Annotated in this window: 14 protein-coding genes; 3 read left to right on the top strand and 11 right to left on the bottom strand. The window is 69.8% G+C overall.

Annotated elements, in window-relative coordinates; translation table 11 throughout:
• Positions 1 to 41: 41 nt before the first annotated feature.
• Positions 42 to 1,436, bottom strand: coding sequence for an NAD(P)/FAD-dependent oxidoreductase (locus tag OOK07_RS02055; RefSeq protein WP_266676288.1), 1,395 nt, complete (start codon positions 1,434 to 1,436; stop codon positions 42 to 44).
• A gap of 221 nt (positions 1,437 to 1,657) precedes the next feature.
• Complete coding sequence (locus OOK07_RS02050) at positions 1,658 to 2,026, bottom strand: STAS domain-containing protein (RefSeq protein ID WP_266676286.1); 369 nt, start codon at positions 2,024 to 2,026, stop codon at positions 1,658 to 1,660.
• Between the two features lie 238 nt (positions 2,027 to 2,264).
• On the opposite strand from OOK07_RS02050, the gene OOK07_RS02045 reads away from it, so the two are divergent.
• Positions 2,265 to 2,717: an ATP-binding protein gene (locus OOK07_RS02045; RefSeq protein WP_266676284.1), complete on the top strand. Its 453-nt coding sequence runs from the start codon at positions 2,265 to 2,267 to the stop codon at positions 2,715 to 2,717.
• Between the two features lie 12 nt (positions 2,718 to 2,729).
• Here the strand turns inward: OOK07_RS02045 and OOK07_RS02040 are convergent, their stop codons facing one another.
• The 8 genes from OOK07_RS02040 to OOK07_RS02005 form a co-directional block, all read right to left on the bottom strand.
• A complete protein-coding gene (locus OOK07_RS02040) occupies positions 2,730 to 3,164 on the bottom strand; it encodes an ATP-binding protein (protein WP_266676282.1) in 435 nt (144 codons plus the stop codon).
• Positions 3,165 to 3,309: 145 nt separating this feature from the next.
• On the bottom strand, positions 3,310 to 5,217 hold the full coding sequence (locus OOK07_RS02035) for an AMP-dependent synthetase/ligase (RefSeq protein WP_266676280.1): 1,908 nt from the start codon (positions 5,215 to 5,217) through the stop codon (positions 3,310 to 3,312).
• A 124-nt stretch (positions 5,218 to 5,341) separates the two neighbouring features.
• Complete coding sequence (locus OOK07_RS02030) at positions 5,342 to 6,430, bottom strand: glutamate--cysteine ligase 2 (RefSeq protein ID WP_266801871.1); 1,089 nt, start codon at positions 6,428 to 6,430, stop codon at positions 5,342 to 5,344.
• Between the two features lie 61 nt (positions 6,431 to 6,491).
• Positions 6,492 to 8,702, bottom strand: a complete 2,211-nt coding sequence (gene glgB, locus OOK07_RS02025) for a 1,4-alpha-glucan branching protein GlgB (protein ID WP_266794780.1) — start codon at positions 8,700 to 8,702, stop codon at positions 6,492 to 6,494.
• 4 nt (positions 8,703 to 8,706) lie between these two features.
• Positions 8,707 to 10,068, bottom strand: a complete 1,362-nt coding sequence (locus OOK07_RS02020) for a maltokinase N-terminal cap-like domain-containing protein (RefSeq protein WP_266794779.1) — start codon at positions 10,066 to 10,068, stop codon at positions 8,707 to 8,709.
• Between the two features lie 28 nt (positions 10,069 to 10,096).
• Complete coding sequence (gene treS / locus OOK07_RS02015) at positions 10,097 to 11,815, bottom strand: maltose alpha-D-glucosyltransferase (RefSeq protein ID WP_266676273.1); 1,719 nt, start codon at positions 11,813 to 11,815, stop codon at positions 10,097 to 10,099.
• Positions 11,816 to 11,840: 25 nt separating this feature from the next.
• Positions 11,841 to 13,808: an alpha-1,4-glucan--maltose-1-phosphate maltosyltransferase gene (locus OOK07_RS02010; RefSeq protein WP_266676271.1), complete on the bottom strand. Its 1,968-nt coding sequence runs from the start codon at positions 13,806 to 13,808 to the stop codon at positions 11,841 to 11,843.
• A 72-nt stretch (positions 13,809 to 13,880) separates the two neighbouring features.
• On the bottom strand, positions 13,881 to 14,219 hold the full coding sequence (locus OOK07_RS02005) for a DUF5133 domain-containing protein (RefSeq protein WP_266676269.1): 339 nt from the start codon (positions 14,217 to 14,219) through the stop codon (positions 13,881 to 13,883).
• A gap of 312 nt (positions 14,220 to 14,531) precedes the next feature.
• Here OOK07_RS02005 and OOK07_RS02000 point away from each other — a divergent pair, with 312 nt between their 5' ends.
• Positions 14,532 to 15,044 carry a pep a2 gene (locus tag OOK07_RS02000; RefSeq protein ID WP_266676267.1) on the top strand — a complete coding sequence of 171 codons (513 nt, stop codon included), beginning with the start codon at positions 14,532 to 14,534 and terminating at the stop codon, positions 15,042 to 15,044.
• A 32-nt stretch (positions 15,045 to 15,076) separates the two neighbouring features.
• Complete coding sequence (gene glgX, locus OOK07_RS01995) at positions 15,077 to 17,194, top strand: glycogen debranching protein GlgX (RefSeq protein ID WP_406313266.1); 2,118 nt, start codon at positions 15,077 to 15,079, stop codon at positions 17,192 to 17,194.
• A gap of 3 nt (positions 17,195 to 17,197) precedes the next feature.
• On the opposite strand, the gene OOK07_RS01990 is transcribed toward glgX, so the two are convergent.
• A complete protein-coding gene (locus OOK07_RS01990) occupies positions 17,198 to 18,001 on the bottom strand; it encodes a VOC family protein (RefSeq protein ID WP_266676263.1) in 804 nt (267 codons plus the stop codon).
• Positions 18,002 to 18,158 lie beyond the last annotated feature (157 nt).

Below are 18,158 nucleotides of genomic sequence, written 5' to 3'. Positions count from 1 at the left end.
TCTCAGGATGTCACGGCGCGACAAGACGGCCTGCACCGGCCTCACGCGTCCTTACGGTCCGTCCCCTCGACACGGCCCGTCCCCTCGACATGGGCCCGCACCTGTTCCGGTGTCATATAGGCGTCGGTGAACTCGAAGTCCTTCAGCCTGGCGGCCTTGCGGGCCTGGAAGCCGGTACGGACGAAGTCGTCGCCGGCGAGCGCGTTGAGGACCCAGTTCGTCAGTACGCGCGTTTTGGCGACGTTCGTGCGCAGAGCGGACCAGTGGTAGCCGCGGGCGACGGCCTGAGCGGGTACACCGCGCAGTTCGATGCCGAGCGGCTTGGAGACGGCGTCCTTGCCGCCGAGGTCGACGACGAGGCCGAGGTCCTTGTGGACGTATGGGGCCAGCGGCTGGTTGCGCAGGGTCGCGACCACGTTGTCGGCGACGTGCTTGCCCTGCCGCATCGCGTGCTGGGCAGTGGGCGGGCAGACGGAGCTCCCGTCGTCCTTGGCCTTGTCGGGCACGGCCGCTGCATCGCCGAGCGCGAACACTCCGTCCTGGCCCGGCAGGTTCATCTCGGCGTTCACCGCGAGCCGGCCCCGCACCGTCTCCGCGCCGAGCGTCGCGATGAGCGGGCTGGCGACGACACCCGCGGTCCAGATCAGGGTGCGGGTGGGCACCACGCGGCCGTCGGTGAAGGTGACCTCCTCGGGTCCCGCCTTCGCGATGGAGACGCCCAACGACACGTCGATGCCGCGCCGTCCCAGGATCTCCTGCGCGCTGCGGCCGAGCTTGTCGCCCAGCTCCGGCATCAGCTTCGGGGCGATGTCGATGAGATGCCACTTGATCGATCCGGGGGCGATGCGGGGGTAGCGCTTGACCGCGCTGTGCGTCAGCTTCTGCAGACAGGCCGCGGTCTCGGTGCCGGCGTACCCGCCGCCGACCACGACGAACTGCAGGCGCGAGGCGCGCTCCGCCGGGTCGTCGCTCGCGTCGGCCAGGTCGAGCTGGGAGATGACGTGGTCGCGGATGTAGGCGGCCTCGGCAAGGGTCTTCATGCCGTACGCGTGCTCGGTGAGCCCCGGGATGTCGAAGGTACGGGTGATGCTGCCGGGGGCCAGCACGATGTAGTCGTACGGCTCGTTGACGATCTGGTCGGTGATGGTGCGGATGACGCAGACCTTGGCCTTGAGGTCCACGCCGATGGCGCCGCCCGGAATGATCCGGGTGCGGTACTTCTTGCTGCGCCGCAGCGAGACGGCGACCGACTGGGGCGTCAGCACCCCGGAGGCCACCTGGGGCAGCAGGGGCAGATAGAGCTGATAGGAGAACGGCGTCACCAGGGTGACGTCCGCTTCGTCGGGCGCGAGTTTCCGCTCCAGCCGGCGGACGCATCCCACACCGGCGAAGCCTGCCCCAACCACCAGGATCCTGGGTCGTGTCACGGTGTTCATCCCTCTCTGCGGCTCCAGGCGGTCTGCAACCGACGCCCTTCGACTGCCCTGGATCTCTGTGCGCACCACATCGATCCCACCGTTACCTCAGCCGTTCCGCCAGCTGGGCACGGCATGCAGACGAACGCGTCGAGCACAACCATGCCCGCCGGAGTTCCGAAACGCACCGGGGAAGGGAAACAAATCGATCGAGCTTCCGAAACCGCGCCGGCGGCCCCGTGTCACTGGGCCTGGATGATGCGGGCGAGTGCCTCCTCGGCGCTTTCCGACACCGGCACCGTGATGCTGACGCCCGTGAGGTCGAGAATCCGCTGCACGGCGGGCGTGGGGGAGATGATGTGGACGCTCCCGGGAAGCTCGCGGGTCTCCTGGTAGATGCGCAGGATGATGCTCATGCCCGAGGAGTCCATGAAAGGCACGTTCGAGAGGTCCAGCAGAAAGTGGCGGCGGCCGTGATGCAGCTGGTTGGCCAGATGGTGCTGGAACTCCGTCGCGGTGTCGACGTCCAAGTAGCCCTCGACCGCGATCAGGGCCACGTCCTGGGCGGGCAGGCTGACCTCCACGGACAACGGGTTCTGGGCAACGGACACGTCTACCTCCAACAACAACGACGACTACGACCGCTGACGACAACTACGGCAGCCATGCGCGGTTACCCGTGATCGCGCATGGCATGCACACGAGCCGTGTGCCGCGTCCTGTGACACGTCGTACCGAATGCGAACGTTCGAACCGGGTAACAGCTGCTGTGGGACAGGTAGCCGGTGCCGCCGCGCGCGGCGGCACCGGTCGACCGCGGCATGGAGGGCTGTTGGTGGTGAAGAAGCGGTGAGCCGGCTCGGCAGGACACGGGTCACGGTCCAGGTGACGACCGCCGCGGCGGCACGCGCACATGCGCGGTCGGTCGTCCGGGAGCAGTGGGAGCCGGCCATCGGCACGGCATGCGAGGAAGACGTCATCGATCTGCTGCTCGTCGTGTCCGAACTCGTCACCAACGCGATCCGGCACGGCGACGGACTCGCCGGGTTCGACGTCACTCCCACCTCCGACGGAGTTTGGATCTCCGTCCAGGACAACAGCGACGTGGTGCCGGACACGGCGTACGGATCCGGCGCCCTGCCGGTGGCGCACCACGGCCACGGGTACGGCTGGCCGCTGATCATCCGTCTGGCACGGGAGATCACCATCGAGAAGCGGCGTGGCGGCGGAAAGACGATCGGCCTGCTGGTGCCGCTGCGTCCCGCGGACCGGCACCGGCGGACTGCCGAGCAGCCGGCCTGAGCCGCCGGGATCTCACCAGGGCAGGAAGACGTGAATGCCCTTCCCCTTGTCGTTCGTGGTGACACTGATCTGGCTGCACAGCGCGTGCAGGAGATGCCAGCCGACCCCGCCGCCGCCTCCGTCGGGGCGGAAGGGGCGCGGTGCCGGCGGGACGGAACTCGTGTCGGCCATGACCACATGGACGCCGTCGACGGTCCTGCGCATCCTCAGCTCGAAGGGTCCCGGCGCGTACTGGATCGCATTGGCGGCGAGTTCCGTGACGGCCAGGAGAATGTCGTCCCAGTGCTCCGGTGTCGCCGGAGGTGTCACCTCCGCGAGATCGTCGAGAAACTGCTCCGCGTCCAGGCGGGCGTCTGTCACGTTGCGCAACTCGCCGGGGAAGCGAGTGACTCGCTCGGGGATCTCCCCGGGAGCGAACGTCATGTCCTCATACGGCTCGGTCGGCATGTCACCTGTCCAGCCCCCGTGTCTACAGCTCTGTCGTCCTTGCTCTCACAACCATGGACTGTCCACGTTCCCAAGCCGGCGGATGCTACGCATGCCAGAAGCGGCAAGTGGTACGGCTGGGCCGGCCACAGAAGGTCATGCGCACTCACCGGAACACGTTGTCCGCGTCGTCCCAGCCCGCCAGTTCGTCCGGCACGGTCTGCCGCCCAGCGCGCGTGCGTGCCTGGTACATCGCGTCGATCTCGAACGCGTAGTGCCGCACGATCGCGTCCCGGCGCAGCTTCATGGACGGCGTGAGCAGCCCGTTGGACATGTCGAACTGCTCCGCCAGGACGCGGAAGACCCGGATCGACTCCGAGCGCGACACCGCGCTGTTGGCGGCGGCAACAGCCCGTCCGATCTCCTCCCGCAGCGCGTTGTCCTCGCGGGCCTCCCGGCTCGGCGAGTCGCTCTGCAGCGCCAGCGAACCGCGCCAGTACGCCAGAAACTGCGGGTCGAGGGTGATCAGGGCCCCCACACAGGGCCGGTTGTCGCCCACGACGACCGCCTGATGGATCAGCGGGTGCATTCTCAGGCGCTGTTCCAGTGCGGCCGGGGCGACGCTCTTGCCGCCGCTGGTGACGATGATGTCCTTCTTGCGGCCGGTGATCGTCAGATAGCCCTCGGGGTCCAGCCGCCCCAGGTCCCCGGTGGCCAGCCAGCCGCCGCGCAGCGCGGCCCGCGTCGCCTCGTCGTTGTTGATGTAGCCCTGGAACACCGACGGCCCGCGCACCAGGATCTCGCCGTCGTCGGCCACCCTGATGTCCGTGCCCGGCAGGGCCTGCCCGACCGTCCCCGACATCTCCCGGCCCAGCGGCTGTGCGGTGACACCGCCGCCGACCTCGGTGAGTCCGTACCCGTCGTTGACGTAGATGCCGATCCCCTCGAAGAAGAGGGACAGTTCGCGGCTGAGGGTCGAGCCGCCGGACGACGCCCGGCACACCCGGCCGCCGAGCGCGGCGCGCAGCTTGCGGTACACCGTGCGCTCGAACAGGGCGTGCTGCAGGCGGAGATCGAAGCCGGGACCCGAACCGCCGCCCAGTCGGTGCCGTTCGAGGGCCGCGGCGAAATCCCGCGCCGTGTCCGCGGCCCGTTCGAACAGGGCACCGCGGCCCGCCTCCTGGGCGGCGCGCAGAAAGTTCTTGTAGATCCGCTCGAAGAGGGAGGGGACGGCGCAGACATAGGTGGGACGGAAGGAACGCAGCGCTGCCGACAGCGCCTCCTCGCTCAGGTCCGGCTCGTGGCCCATCATCATCCCGCCGCGGATGCACAGGCTCTGCACCATGAGGCCGTACACATGAGAGAACGGCAGGAAGGCAAGGACCGACGCCTGTTGCCCGCCGGGCGGCACCACCGTGTGTCCCCAGCCCGCGAGCAGCGTGTGGGCGGGGTGCGCCAGGTTGCGGTGGCTCAGCGCGCAGCCCAGGGGATGACCGGTCGTGCCGGAGGTGTAGGTGATGGCGGCGGTGGAGTCCGGCAGCACGATACGGCGCAGCGAGTCGACCGTGGCGATCGGGATGAACCTGCCCCGCGCCACCACATCGTCCAGCGCCCCCGCGTCCAACTGCCAGACGTGGCGCAGCAGCGGCAACGCCCCGCACACGGAGCCGACCGTCATCACCGCCTGCTCGTCCTCCACCAGCACCGCCACGCAGCCGGCGTCCCTCAGGATCCACTCCACCTGGTCGCGCGAGGACGTCGGATAGATCGGGACTACCTCGGCGCCCACCGCCCACAGGGCGTAGGAGAGCACCGTCCACTCGTAACGGGTACGCGCCATGATCGCCACGCGGGTGCCCGGTGAAACGCCGGACGCGATCAGTCCCTTCGCCAGCTCCACGACCTCGTCGCGCACTTCCACGGCGGTGACCTCCTCCCAGGCGGCGGAGGAGGGGGCGCGCCGGCGCGCGAGCAACGGGAGAGTGGGGTTCAGGGCTGCCGTGTCGAAGATGCTGTCGGCCAGCCCGCCGGTCAGGGCGGAGACGGTGGGGGGAGCGAGGGCGAAGTCGCGCATGCGCTGCTCCTGAGCTGTACGGAGGGTGACCATGCCGACGAGTTCCGTTGTCGACGGTGCTCGAATCTAGCCCAGCTCAGGGCGGATGGTGACCGGAACCTGGGAAGTTGCGGTTCCGTGATGACTACTCCTGTGTATGTCGCACGCACGTCGTGACAACGTCCCGCAGACTGTCGGTCCGTGCGAACAGATCGCGCTGAATCCGCGCGCCCGTACCGCCGTTCAGCAGCCGGGCACAGGTCGCCTCGGCGCGCTCCAGGTCACCGCTGTCGGCGAGCGCCTCGCCGACGTGTTCCAGCAGCGCCCGCACCACGGTCTCGGCGGGCAGCCGGCGCATGGTCGCGGGGTGCAGCAGCTCCTCGGCGAGACCGGAGCGCGCGGCCTGCCAGGCGGCCAACCGGAGCAGGCTGACGCTGTGGTCGGCCGGCTCGTGGCCCGCCCGCCACTCGCGCGCGGCCGTCTCCACCAGGCCCCGGGTCAGCAGAGCGACGAGGACGGCCGTGTCGGCGTGCAGGCACACGTCCGCGACGCGGACCTCCACCGTCGGATACGTCCGGGACAGGCGCGCGTCGAAGTAGATCATCCCCTCGTCGAGGATCACCCCGCTCGCGACCATGTCCGCCACGCGCCGGTGGTAGCGCTCGGCCGACCCGAACAGCTCGGTCGGCCCGGCCGAGGGCCAACGCTGCCACACGCGGCTGCGGTAGCTGTCGTAGCGGCTGTCCTTGCCCTGCCAGAAAGGGGAGTTGACACTGAGCGCCGCGATCACCGAAAGCCAGGGCCGGATGCGGTCGAGGACCGCGACGCCCTCCTCGTCGGAGTCGACGGCCACGTGGACGTGGCAGCCGCACACCAGCTGTTCCTGGGCGGCGAGACCGTACTGCTCCACCATCCACTGGTAGCGGCTGCCCTTCCCGACCGTCGGGCTCACCGGCAGCGGCGAACTGGCGAGGGCGGCCACCGTGCACCCGATCTCCCCGGCGTGCCGCGCCGCCTCCTTGCGGCAACGGACGATCTCCGCGCTCAGGTCCGCCATCTCGGCCTGGGGATGCGTGGCGAACTCCAGCATCTGGCCGTAGAGCTCCTTCTCGAACACCCCCTCGTCGGTGTCGTCCTGCTCCGCCCGGGCCAGTACCGCGGCGGACAGCGCCTTCGGTTCACCGGTCTCCGAGTCCACGAGGAGGAGTTCCTCCTCCACTCCGACGGTCCGCACCTGAGGCCGCCCTCTCTGTGACATCGCCATGGTTACGATGCCACCGAGTACCCGCTGATCGTCACTCCAACGGGGCCAGCCACACGGTGGCGAGCGGCGGCAGCGTGAGGGTGATCCCGCCCTCCTCCACCTTGAGATCGTCCGGGTTGGTCACGTCGCCTCCGCCGTAGCGCGCGGCGTCGGTGTTGAGGGCCTCCCGCCAGGCGGGAACGGAGTCGGGCGCCCACAGGCGATAGTCGTGGCGGACGACGGGGGAGAGGTTGGAGACCGCCAGCAGCGGGGTGCCGTCGGCGGCGAACCTCAGGAACGCGAAGACGTTGTCCTCGGCGGCGTCCCCCATCACCCACTGGAAACCGGACGGCCGGGTGTCCTGCTGCCACAGCGCCGGTGTGCCCCGGTAGAGGGAGTTGAGGTCGCGGACCAGGTCCCTGACACCGCGGTGATCAGGCTCGGCGCCGTAGCCGGAAGAGACCAGCCACCAGTCCGGGCCGTGTGCCTGTGACCATTCCGATCCCTGGGCGAACTCCTGTCCCATGAACAGGAGTTGCTTGCCGGGGTGGGCCCACATGAAGCCCAGGTACGCGCGGTGGTTGGCGCGCTGCTGCCACCAGTCGCCCGGCATCTTCGACACCAGTGACTGCTTGCCGTGGACCACTTCGTCGTGCGAGATGGGCAGGACGTAGTTCTCGCTGTAGGCGTACACCATCGAGAACGTCATCTCGTTGTGGTGGTACTTGCGGTGCACCGGCTCGTGCTCCATGTAGCCGAGCGAGTCGTGCATCCAGCCCATGTTCCACTTCAGCCCGAAGCCCAGACCACCGCTCTCGGTGGGGCGCGTCACGCCGTCCCAGGCCGTCGACTCCTCGGCGATGGTCACCACACCGGGTGCCCGCCGGTACACGGTCGCGTTCATCTCCTGCAAAAACGCCACCGCGTCCAGGTCCTCGCGCCCGCCGTGCACGTTGGGCGTCCACTGGCCCGAGTCGCGTGAGTAGTCCAGGTAGAGCATGGAGGCCACGGCATCCACCCGCAGGCCGTCGATGTGGAACTCCTCGCACCAGTAAACGGCGTTCGCCACAAGGAAGTTGCGCACCTCCACGCGTCCGAAGTCGAACTCGTAGGTCCCCCAGTCCGGGTGCTCGGCCCGCCGCGAGTCCCCCGGCTCGTACAGCGGATCCCCGTCGAACCGCGCCAACGCCCAGTCGTCCTTGGGGAAGTGGGCGGGCACCCAGTCCATGATCACGCCGATGCCCGCCTGATGCAGGGCGTCGATCAGGTGCCGGAGGTCGTCGGGGCTGCCGAGCCGTGCGGTCGGCGCGTAGTAGGAGGTGACCTGGTAGCCCCAGGAGGGCCCGAAGGGGTGCTCGGCGACCGGCATCAGCTCGACGTGGGTGAAACCGAGATCCTTCACGTACGCCGGTAGCTGCTCAGCAAGTTGACGATACGTCAGCCCTGGTCGCCAGGACGGCAGATGGATCTCGTACACCGAGAGGGGCGCCTCGTGCACCGGGATGTCCCCACGGTGTGCCATCCACTCCGCGTCGCCCCACTCGTAGTGCGCGGCCGTCACCACGGACGCCGTCGCGGGCGGTACCTCCGTGCGGCGGGCCATCGGGTCGGCCTTGAGGAAACGGCCCCCGTAACGGGAGGTGATCTCGAACTTGTAGCGGGCGCCCTCACCGATACCGGGCACGAACAGCTCCCACACCCCGGCCGCGCCCAGCGACCGCATCGGCAGCGCCGTCCCGTCCCAGCAGGTGAACTCCCCGGCGACCCTGACCCCTTGGGCGTTCGGCGCCCACACGGTGAACCGGGTGCCCGCCACCCCGTCGTGGGTCATCGGCTCGGCGCCGAGCACCTTCCACAGCTGCTCGTGCCGGCCCTCGCGGATGAGATGCAGGTCGAGCTCGCCGAGCGCGGGCAGGAAGCGGTACGGGTCCGCCGTCTCGTGCTCACCGTCGGCGTACCCGACCACCAGCGTGTACTCGGGGATCGTGTCGAGGGGCAGCACGCTGGAGAACAGGCCGTCGCCCTCCGAGGTCAGCGGGCGCCGCTCCCCGTCGACGACGACACTGACCGTGCGGGCGTACGGGCGCAGGGCGCGGAAGGCGATGCCGCCCGCGACCGGGTGGGCGCCCAGCAGCGCGTGCGGATCGTGGTGCCGGCCGGTGAGCAGGCGGTCGCGTTCGCCGGGGTCCAGGGCAGGAGCGACGGTGCTCCTGGCGATGAGCGGACCGGACGGCTCCGGGAGCGAGGTGTCACGCAGGGCCACGTCTTCAGCCTCCTCTTACGGCGAGACGTTCGATCGCCGCCATGGGTACGGGGAGCCAGCCCGGTCGGTGCCGGGCTTCGTACAGGACCTCGTACACGGCTCGGTCGGTCTCATAGGCACGCAGCAGGCCGTGCTTCTTGCGCGGGTCCCAGCCGGCCCGCTCGGCGTAGCCCGCGCAGTAGGCCTCGCGACAGCGGCGGGCCCACTCCGGGCGCCAGGGGCGGCGCTGGCGGGCGGCGTAGTCGAAGGAGCGCAGCATGCCCGCGATGTCGCGCACCGGGGACTGGGCGCTGCGGCGCTCGGCGAGCGTGCGGGACGGCTCACCCTCGAAGTCGATGACGAACCAGTCCCGGCCGGCCCGCAGCACCTGGCCCAGGTGCAGGTCGCCGTGGATGCGCTGGGCCGGCGGCCCGGGATCGCAGGTGACCAGCGCGCCGAAGGCGGTCCGCAGCCCCGGTACGTGGGGGCGCAGCGCGGGCACGCAGCGCGCCGCGGAGTCCAGGCGCTCGGCCATCGCCGCCGCCGTGCTCGCGCTCTCGTCGTGGGCCCCGGCGGGGAAGGCCGCGGCCAGGGCGAGATGCACGTCCGCGGTGGCCCGGCCCAGCTCGCGGGCCTGCACGGTGAAGTCGTCGCCGGCCGCGAGCGCCTGCAGGGCCAGCGCCCAGCCGTCGGAGGCGTCGGGCAGGAACGGCTGCAGCACGCCGAGCGTCGCCTCCTGCGGATGCGTCGTACGGAACCACGCCACGGGCGCCGGCACCCGCCCGCAGCCCTGCTCGGCGAGCGCTACCGGCACCTCCAGGTCCGGGTTGACGCCGGGCTGGATGCGCCGGAAGACCTTGAGGATGAACGCGTCGCCGTACACCAGCGAGGAGTTGGACTGCTCGGCCTCCAGCACCCGCGGCACGAGCCCGGCGGGCACCTGCACGGACGGGTCGCCCTCGAAGCGCAGCGGGCCCGCGGTACCGGGGCGCCGCAGCCGCTCCAGGAGCAACTGCGCCGAACGCGGATCCTGCAGCGCGTCGTACACCATGAGACCGGCCAGCGGTCCCGCCTCCGCCCTGCCGATCAGGGCCCGGCCCAGCCTCGGCGTCAGGTGTTTGCGCACGCCGAGCAGCAACTGGTAGCAGTCACCGGCCGGCGCGGCACCGCCGGGCGCGGGAACCCCGGTGGGACCGGCGTGCACCAGCAGATGCAGACAGCCCGGGAACAGCTCGGTCACGGACAGCAGGCCGAGCTCCGTGACGGGCCGGTCCTTGCCCGCGAACCAGCGCTGCTGGGGCAGCCACTCGCGCAGCAGCCCGGCGAGCGAGGCCATGGGACCGGTGGCTACGCTGCGTCTGGGACGGAGCGATGCGGTCTTCTGCATGGTGACGCGTCCTTTCCTCGCCTCACGCTCAGGGCCGTCGGCCGATGCGGGATGCGACTCGGGTGAGCCGGAACCAGTAGAAGCCGTGGCCCGCCAGTGTCAGCAGGTACGGCAGCTCACCGATGGCCGGGAAGCGCACCCCGCCGATGAGCTCCACGGGGTGGCGCCCGTCGTAGGCGCGCAGGTCGAGCTCGGTGGGCTGCGCGAACCGGGAGAAGTTGTTGACGCACAGCACCAGGTCGTCCCCGTACTCGCGCAGGAAGGCCAGGACCGCCGGGTTGGAGGACTGGAGTTCCGTGAACGAGCCGAGGCCGAAGGCCGGGTTCTGCTTGCGGATCTCGATCATCCGGCGGGTCCAGTGCAGCAGCGAGGACGGATTGGCCATCGAGGCCTCGACGTTGGTGACCTGGTAGCCGTAGACGGGGTCCATGATGGGCGGCAGGGACAGCCGGCCCGGATCACAGGACGAGAAACCCGCGTTGCGGTCCGGTGTCCACTGCATCGGGGTGCGTACGGCGTCGCGGTCGCCGAGCCAGATGTTGTCGCCCATGCCGATCTCGTCGCCGTAGTAGAGGATCGGCGAGCCGGGCAGGGACAGCAGCAGGGCGGTGAACAGCTCGATCTGGTTCTCGTCATTGTCCAGGAGCGGGGCGAGCCGCCTGCGGATGCCGATGTTGGCGCGCATACGCGGGTCCTTCGCGTATTCGGCCCACATGTAGTCGCGTTCGTCGTCGGTGACCATTTCGAGGGTCAGCTCGTCGTGGTTGCGCAGGAAGATGCCCCACTGGCAGCCCGAGGGAATAGCCGGGGTCTTGGCGAGGATCTCCGAGACGGGGTAGCGGGATTCGCGTCGTACGGCCATGAAGATGCGCGGCATGACCGGGAAGTGGAACGCCATATGGCACTCGTCGCCGCCGGACTGGTAGTCGCCGAAGTAGTCGACGACGTCCTCCGGCCACTGGTTGGCCTCCGCCAGCAGCACCGTGTCCGGATAGTGGGTGTCGATGTCGCGGCGGACGCGCCTGAGGAACGCGTGGGTGGCGGGCAGGTTCTCGCAGTTGGTGCCCTCGGACGCGTACAGATAGGGCACGGCGTCCAGGCGGAAGCCGTCGATGCCCAGGTCCAGCCAGAAGCGCAGGGCGGCCAGGATCTCCTCCTGCACCGCCGGGTTCTCGTAGTTGAGATCGGGCTGGTGGGAGAAGAACCGATGGAAGAAGTACTGGCCCCGGACCGGGTCGAAGGTCCAGTTGGAGGCCTCGGTGTCGACGAAGATGATCCGCGCGTCGGCGTACTGCCTGTCGTCGTCGGCCCACATGTAGTAGTCGCCGTAGGGCCCGTCGGGGTCCTTCCTCGACTCCTGGAACCACGGGTGCTGGTCGCTGGTGTGGTTCATGACGAAGTCGATGATGACGCGCATGCCGCGCTGGTGGGCGGCGTCGACGAACTCCACGAAGTCGGCGAGGTCGCCGAACTCCGGCAGGACGGCCGTGTAGTCCGAGACGTCGTAACCGCCGTCCCTGAGGGGCGACTTGAAGAAGGGAGGCAGCCACAGGCAGTCGACGCCCAGCCACTGCAGGTAGTCGAGCTTGGCGGTGATGCCCTTGAGGTCGCCGACGCCGTCGCCGTTGCTGTCCTGGAAGGAACGGACCAGGACCTCGTAGAAGACCGCACGCTTGAACCACTCCGGGTCCCGGTCCCTGGCGGGGGTGTCCTCGAAGGTGTCCGGGACGGGCTGGTTGACAGACATGTCGCTGTGACTCTCCGATCAGTGGCTACGCGGACGACGGCTGGACGTGGAGCACATGTGCCGGGGCCCGCCCGGGATCCAGGCGCACATAGTTGGTTCTGCCCCAGTGATAGGTCTCACCCGTCAGTTCGTCGTGCGCGGACATGAATGCGTGCCACTCCAGGCCGAGTTGCGGCATGTCCAACGAGACCGTGGCCTCCTGGGTGTGGTGAGGGTCGAGGTTGGCGACCACCAGGACGGTGTCCGCGCCCGTGGTCTTGCTGTACGCGATGACCATGTCGTTGTCGGTGGGGTGGAAGCGCAGGTTCCGCAGCCGCTGGAGAGCCGGATGCCGCCGCCGGACGGTGTTGAGTTTGGTGATCAGGGGGGTGATGGTGCGGCCCTCGCGTTCGGCCGTCTCCCAGTCGCGGGGTTTGAGCTGGTACTTCTCGGAGTCGAGGTATTCCTCGCTGCCCTCGCGCAGGGGGGTGTTCTCGCACAGTTCGTAGCCGGAGTAGATGCCCCAGGTGGGGGAGAGGGTGGCGGCCAGCACGGCGCGCAGTTCGAAGGCGGGCCGGCCGCCGTGCTGCAGGAACTCGTGCAGGATGTCGGGGGTGTTGACGAAGAAGTTGGGCCGCATGTAGGCGGCCGTCTCGCCGGACAGCTCGGTCAGGTAGTCGGTCAGTTCCTGCTTGCCGGTGCGCCAGGTGTAGTAGGTGTAGGACTGCTGGAAGCCGGTCTGGGCCAGGGTGCGCATCATGGCGGGGCGGGTGAACGCCTCGGCCAGGAAGATCACGTCGGGGTCGGTGGCGTTGATCTGCGCGATCACCCGCTGCCAGAAGACGACCGGTTTGGTGTGGGGGTTGTCGACCCGGAAGATCCGCACGCCGAGGTCCATCCACAGCCGCAGGATGCGCAGGGTTTCGGTGATCAGCCCGTCGAGGTCGGCGTCGAAGGCGATCGGGTAGATGTCCTGGTACTTCTTGGGCGGGTTCTCGGCGTAGGCGATGGTGCCGTCGGGGCGGTGGTGGAACCACTCGGGGTGTTTGGCCACCCAGGGGTGGTCCGGGGAGCACTGCAGGGCGAAGTCGAGGGCGATCTCCAGGCCGTGTCCGGCGGCCTGGCGCACGAACCAGGCGAAGTCGTCGAGGGTGCCCAGCTGGGGGTGGACGCTGTCGTGGCCGCCCTCGGGGGAGCCGATGGCCCAGGGCACGCCGACGTCGTCGGGGCCGGCGGACAGGGTGTTGTTGCGGCCCTTGCGGAAGGTGGTGCCGATGGGGTGGACGGGGGGCAGGTAGAGCACGTCGAAGCCCATCGCGGCGATGGCCGGCAGCCGGCGGGCGGCGGTGCGGAAGGTGCCGTGCGGTGTCTGGGGGGTGCCCTCGGAGCGGGGGAAGAACTCGTACCAGGCGCCGTACAGGGCGCGCTCGCGTTCCACCAGCAGCGGCAGGGTCTGCGAGGCGGTGACGAACTCGCGCAGCGGATGCCGGGCCAGCACCGCGTCCACCTCCGGCGTCAACGCCGCCGCCAACCGGGTGGCGACCGGCAACGAGTCGTCGCGCAGGGTCGCCGCCGCTGCCAGCACCGCCGCACGCCATGGGCCCTCGGGGACCCCGGCGGCCAGCCGCTCATGGAGGTCGCCGCCCTCCTCCAGGACCAGGCCGGTGTCGATGCCCGCCGGGACCTTGATGCGGGCGGTCCGCCGCCAGGTGGACACCGGGTCGCTCCAGGCCTCCACCCGGTACGTCCACTGGCCCACGGAGGTGGGCGTGACCTCGGCGCCCCAGCGGTCGGAGCCGGGGGAGAGTTCCCGCATCGGCGTCCATGGGCCGTGCTGGCCCTCCGGATCGGTCAGTACGACGTTGGCGGCGACCGCGTCGTGCCCCTCACGGAACACGGTCGCGCTGACCTCGAACGTCTCTCCCGCTACCGCCTTGGCCGGGTGCCTTCCGCAGTCCACCGCCGGGCGGACGTCCCGCACCGGGATGCGGCCGATGGCCGGAGTCGAACTCATGGGTCTCACCTCCGTCGTGCTGGAGACCGGGCCTCTGCCCGGTCGGGGGATACGAGCTGTGCCGCGGAGGGGTTACCTCTCCGCGGCGAAGTGCTGGTGCGTCTTCGGCGGACCGTGCCGGTCCGCGGGACCCGTCCGGGGCAGCTCTTCGGACTCCCGGAGGTAGGCAGCCGTGCGGGGCCGCTCTTCGGTCTCCAGGAGGTAGGCGCCGAGGGTGGACCGGAGATAGCGCTCGGCGGCGTCCGCGGCCTCGCGGGCACAGCGCTTGCCCATCAGTACGCACAAGGTGTAGCCCGAGTCCTCGAAAGTGGCTCGCACCGCGCGATCGGCGGGGGACGCGAGCATGACGCGTTCCCAGGCCCGATACCGCCGCAGTTGCCGGGCCACCTCGGCTTTGGCCGGTAGCAGCATGACGCCCTTCACTTTCCGGGGGCTCGATCGCACGTCTCCCGACCGTCGGGCGGCGGCCGCGCGTGGGCACGCACGGATCCGTTACGGGCATCGAGGTCTTCACACATGGTGCACGTACAGTGACCCAACGTCTTGTTGGGTCTTCAACTATTTGGGGTGCCGGTCACCCCGAGTGCGCTCGTGTTGCACGAATGGCGTAGCGCTCCCACTCTTGAGGTGACTCAGGAGCGATCAACCCTCACGCTTTGCGTACGGGGCTCGTCCCGCAGGGGCGAGGAAAGCGGGAGCTTCGCCGGTGAGGAGCCAACGACGATGAAGACCGCAGTGCCCTGCTACTACCACCTCGATGTGGAAGTCAGTCCGGAACGGGTCGGGCAGGTTCGGCGCATCCTGGCCGCACACCTCCGGCTCTGGGATCTCGAGACACTGGTCGAGCCCGTCTGCAACGGCGCCGAGCTGCTGCTGAAGGCCATCGACGAGCACGCGACGGACAAGAACACGTCGATCGAGATGTGGTGGAACGGACAGCACCTGATCACCGCAGTGGCGGAGAACGACAGCGAGCTGCGCCCGGACCTGGATCTGCGCGCCTGTCTGCAGCGGATCGCCGCCATGAGCGACGGCTGGGGCTGTTGTGCCACCGACAACGGCAGCAAGGTCATCTGGTTCTCGCAGCGGGCCCGCGCCGGCGAGCGAGTGCCCCTGGTGCCCCTGGCCCCCGCGCCGAGCCTGCGCGAGGTCCTCAAGGTGCCCCGCGAGGCGCGGGCCGCGCTGCTGGCCGGTCAGGTGCGCGAGAAGGACGGCCTCCTGGAGGACGCCCGGTGACCGCGAAGCGCCGCCGCAGGTCAAAGGCAGGGGTGCCCGTCTGGAGCGGGCACCCCTACCCGTTGGGTGCCGCCTTCGACGGCAAGGGCACCAACTTCGCCCTCTTCAGCGAGGTCGCCGAACACGTCGAGCTCGTCCTCGTCGACGACCAGGGCGATGAGCGATGTGTCCCGGTGACCGAGGTCGACGGCTTCGTCTGGCACTGTCACCTGCCGGATGTCGGACCGGGGCAGCGCTACGGCTACCGGGTGCACGGGCCATGGCACCCGGACCTGGGCCACCGCTGCAATCCCGCGAAGCTGCTCCTCGACCCGTACACCCGGGCGGTGGACGGACAGGTGGACAACCACGCCTCCCTGTTCGAGCGTTCGCCGAGCGGCCGCTCCCGGTCCGACAGCGCCGGACACACCATGCTCGGCGTGGTCACGGATCCCGCCTTCGACTGGGGCGACGACAGCCCGCCCCGGCAGCCGTACGCCGACAGTGTCATCTACGAGGCCCACGTACGCGGCCTGACCCGCAACCACCCCGACGTCCCGCCCGAACTCCGCGGCACCTACGCCGGACTCGCGCACCCCGCGGTCGTCGAGCACCTGAAGAACCTGGGCGTGACCGCGGTCGAACTGATGCCGGTGCACCAGTACGTGCAGGACGGTGTGCTGCAGAGTCGTGGTCTGTCCAACTACTGGGGCTACAACACGATCGGCTTCTTCGCCCCGCACAACGCCTACGCCGCCCACGGCACCCGCGGACAGCAGGTCACCGAGTTCAAGTCGATGGTGAAGGCGCTGCACGCGGCCGGCCTCGAAGTGATCCTCGACGTCGTCTACAACCACACCGCCGAGGGCAACGAGAAGGGCCCCACACTCTCCTTCCGCGGTATCGACAACGCCTCGTACTACCGCCTGGTGGACGGCGACTGGCGGCACTACTACGACACCACCGGCACCGGCAACAGCCTGCTGATGCGGCACCCCTACGTACTGCAGCTGATCATGGACTCGCTGCGGTACTGGGTCACCGAGATGCACGTCGACGGCTTCCGTTTCGACCTCGCGGCCACGCTGGCCCGGCAGTTCCACGAGGTGGACCGGCTGTCGGCGTTCTTCGACCTGATCCAGCAGGACCCGGTGATCAGCAGGGTCAAGCTGATCGCGGAGCCGTGGGACGTGGGGGAGGGCGGCTACCAGGTGGGCAACTTCCCGCCGCTGTGGTCGGAGTGGAACGGCAAGTACCGGGACACCGTGCGGGACTTCTGGCGCACCGAGCCGCACACGCTGGGCGAGTTCGCCTCCCGGCTGACCGGCTCCTCCGACCTCTACCAGCACAGCCGGCGCCGTCCCCGCGCCAGCGTCAACTTCGTGACCGCGCACGACGGCTTCACCCTGCGCGACCTGGTCTCGTACAACGACAAGCACAACGAGGCCAACGGAGAGGGCAACCGGGACGGCGAGAGCGACAACCGGTCCTGGAACTGCGGCGTCGAGGGCGAGACCGACGACCCGGGCGTACGGGAGCTGCGCGGCCGCCAGCAGCGCAACTTCCTGGCCACCCTGCTGCTCTCGCAGGGCATCCCGATGCTGAGCCACGGCGACGAACTGGGCCGCACCCAGGGCGGCAACAACAACGCCTACTGCCAGGACAACGAGGTCTCCTGGATCAGCTGGGAGCTGACCGCGGAACAGCGGGAGCTCTGCGAATTCGCCCGCCATGTCATCGGACTGCGCGCCGCCCACCCCGTCCTGCGCCGCCGCCGGTTCTTCCGCGGCGACACCCCGACGCACGCGGGCCAGCCGCTGCCCGACCTGGTGTGGCTGGCGCCGGACGCCCGGGAGATGACGGAGGAGGACTGGCAGCGCCCCGACGCGCACTCCGTCGGCGTCTTCCTCAACGGCGACGCCATAGCGGAACCCGACGCGTGCGGCCGTCCCGTGGTGGACGACTCGTTCCTGCTCCTGCTCAACAGCTACTGGGAGCCGGTCGAGTTCCGGCTGCCGGACGTCACGTACGGCGAACGCTGGACGGCGCTCCTGGACACCGCCGTCCTGGGGGACGCCCCCGACGAGACGGAGCACAAGGCGGGAACCGCCATGAGCGTCGAGGCACGCAGCCTGGTCCTGCTCACCCGCCCCGCCCGTACCGCGGACTGAGCGTCAGCGCTCGCGGCGCGACGTCACGGTGAACTGTGCGCCGTCCGCGTCGCGCAGCACCGCCTCGTCGCTGCCCTTCGACAGGACGCTGCCGCCGTGCAGCTCGGCGGCCCGTACACAGGCCGCCACGTCCTCGACCCCGAAATGGACCTGCCAGTGCGGCCGAATGGTGGGATCGGGGGCCGCCCCGAGGGCGCCGGACTCGATGCGCGCCACGATGTCGCCCTGGCTGCGCAGCACCACCTCGCCGCCCTCGTACTGGACCTCGCAGCAGCCGGGCCGCCCGGACGCCCAGTCCAGGACCTCGCCGTAGAAGATCGCGGCGTCGAAGGCGTCGCGCGTGTGCAGCCTGATGAAGGTGGGGGCCGAGTGCCGCCACTTCTCCCAGTCGCCGACGAGCGCTCCCTCCCAGACCCCGAACGTCGCTCCGTCACGGTCGGCCAGCAGCGCCGCCCGCCCGGGCGGGAAGGAGATCGGCCCTACGGCGGCCGTACCGCCCCGCTCCTGTGCGCGCGCCACGGCCTCGTCCGCACTGGGCACGGCGAAGTACACCGTCCAGGCCACCGCCATCTGCCACATGTCGGCGACGGCGGCGAGCCCGGCCACGGGCGTCCCGTTCACCAGCGCCATGCGGAAGCGGTCACCCAGCTTGGCGGAGCGCCACTCCCAGCCCAGCACGGCCCGGTAGAAGTCCTCGGTGGCGTCGCGGTCACGGCTGGTCAGACTCACCCAGCAGGGTGCCCCGAACACGGAGTCCGAGGACACGGCCTTCGTCGTACCGCGCAGGCCTGAGATGTCGTTGTTCATGGCAGTCGGGTCCTGGTCTCTTCCACCGGCGGCACCGGTTTTGTACCAGTGTCCAACCGGAACCACTCCGGGCGCCTGCCGAGTACCCCCGGGGTGGGGCCGAAACGGCTGCCCCGGCCGTCCGCCATCCGGTGGCAGGGGACCGAGCGGGTGCCAC

It is taken from the genome of Streptomyces sp. NBC_00078 (assembly GCF_026343335.1).
Classification (GTDB): Bacteria; Actinomycetota; Actinomycetes; order Streptomycetales; family Streptomycetaceae; genus Streptomyces.
Note: the sequence above shows the minus strand (reverse complement) of the source record. Positions and strands in the feature narration are given on the sequence as shown.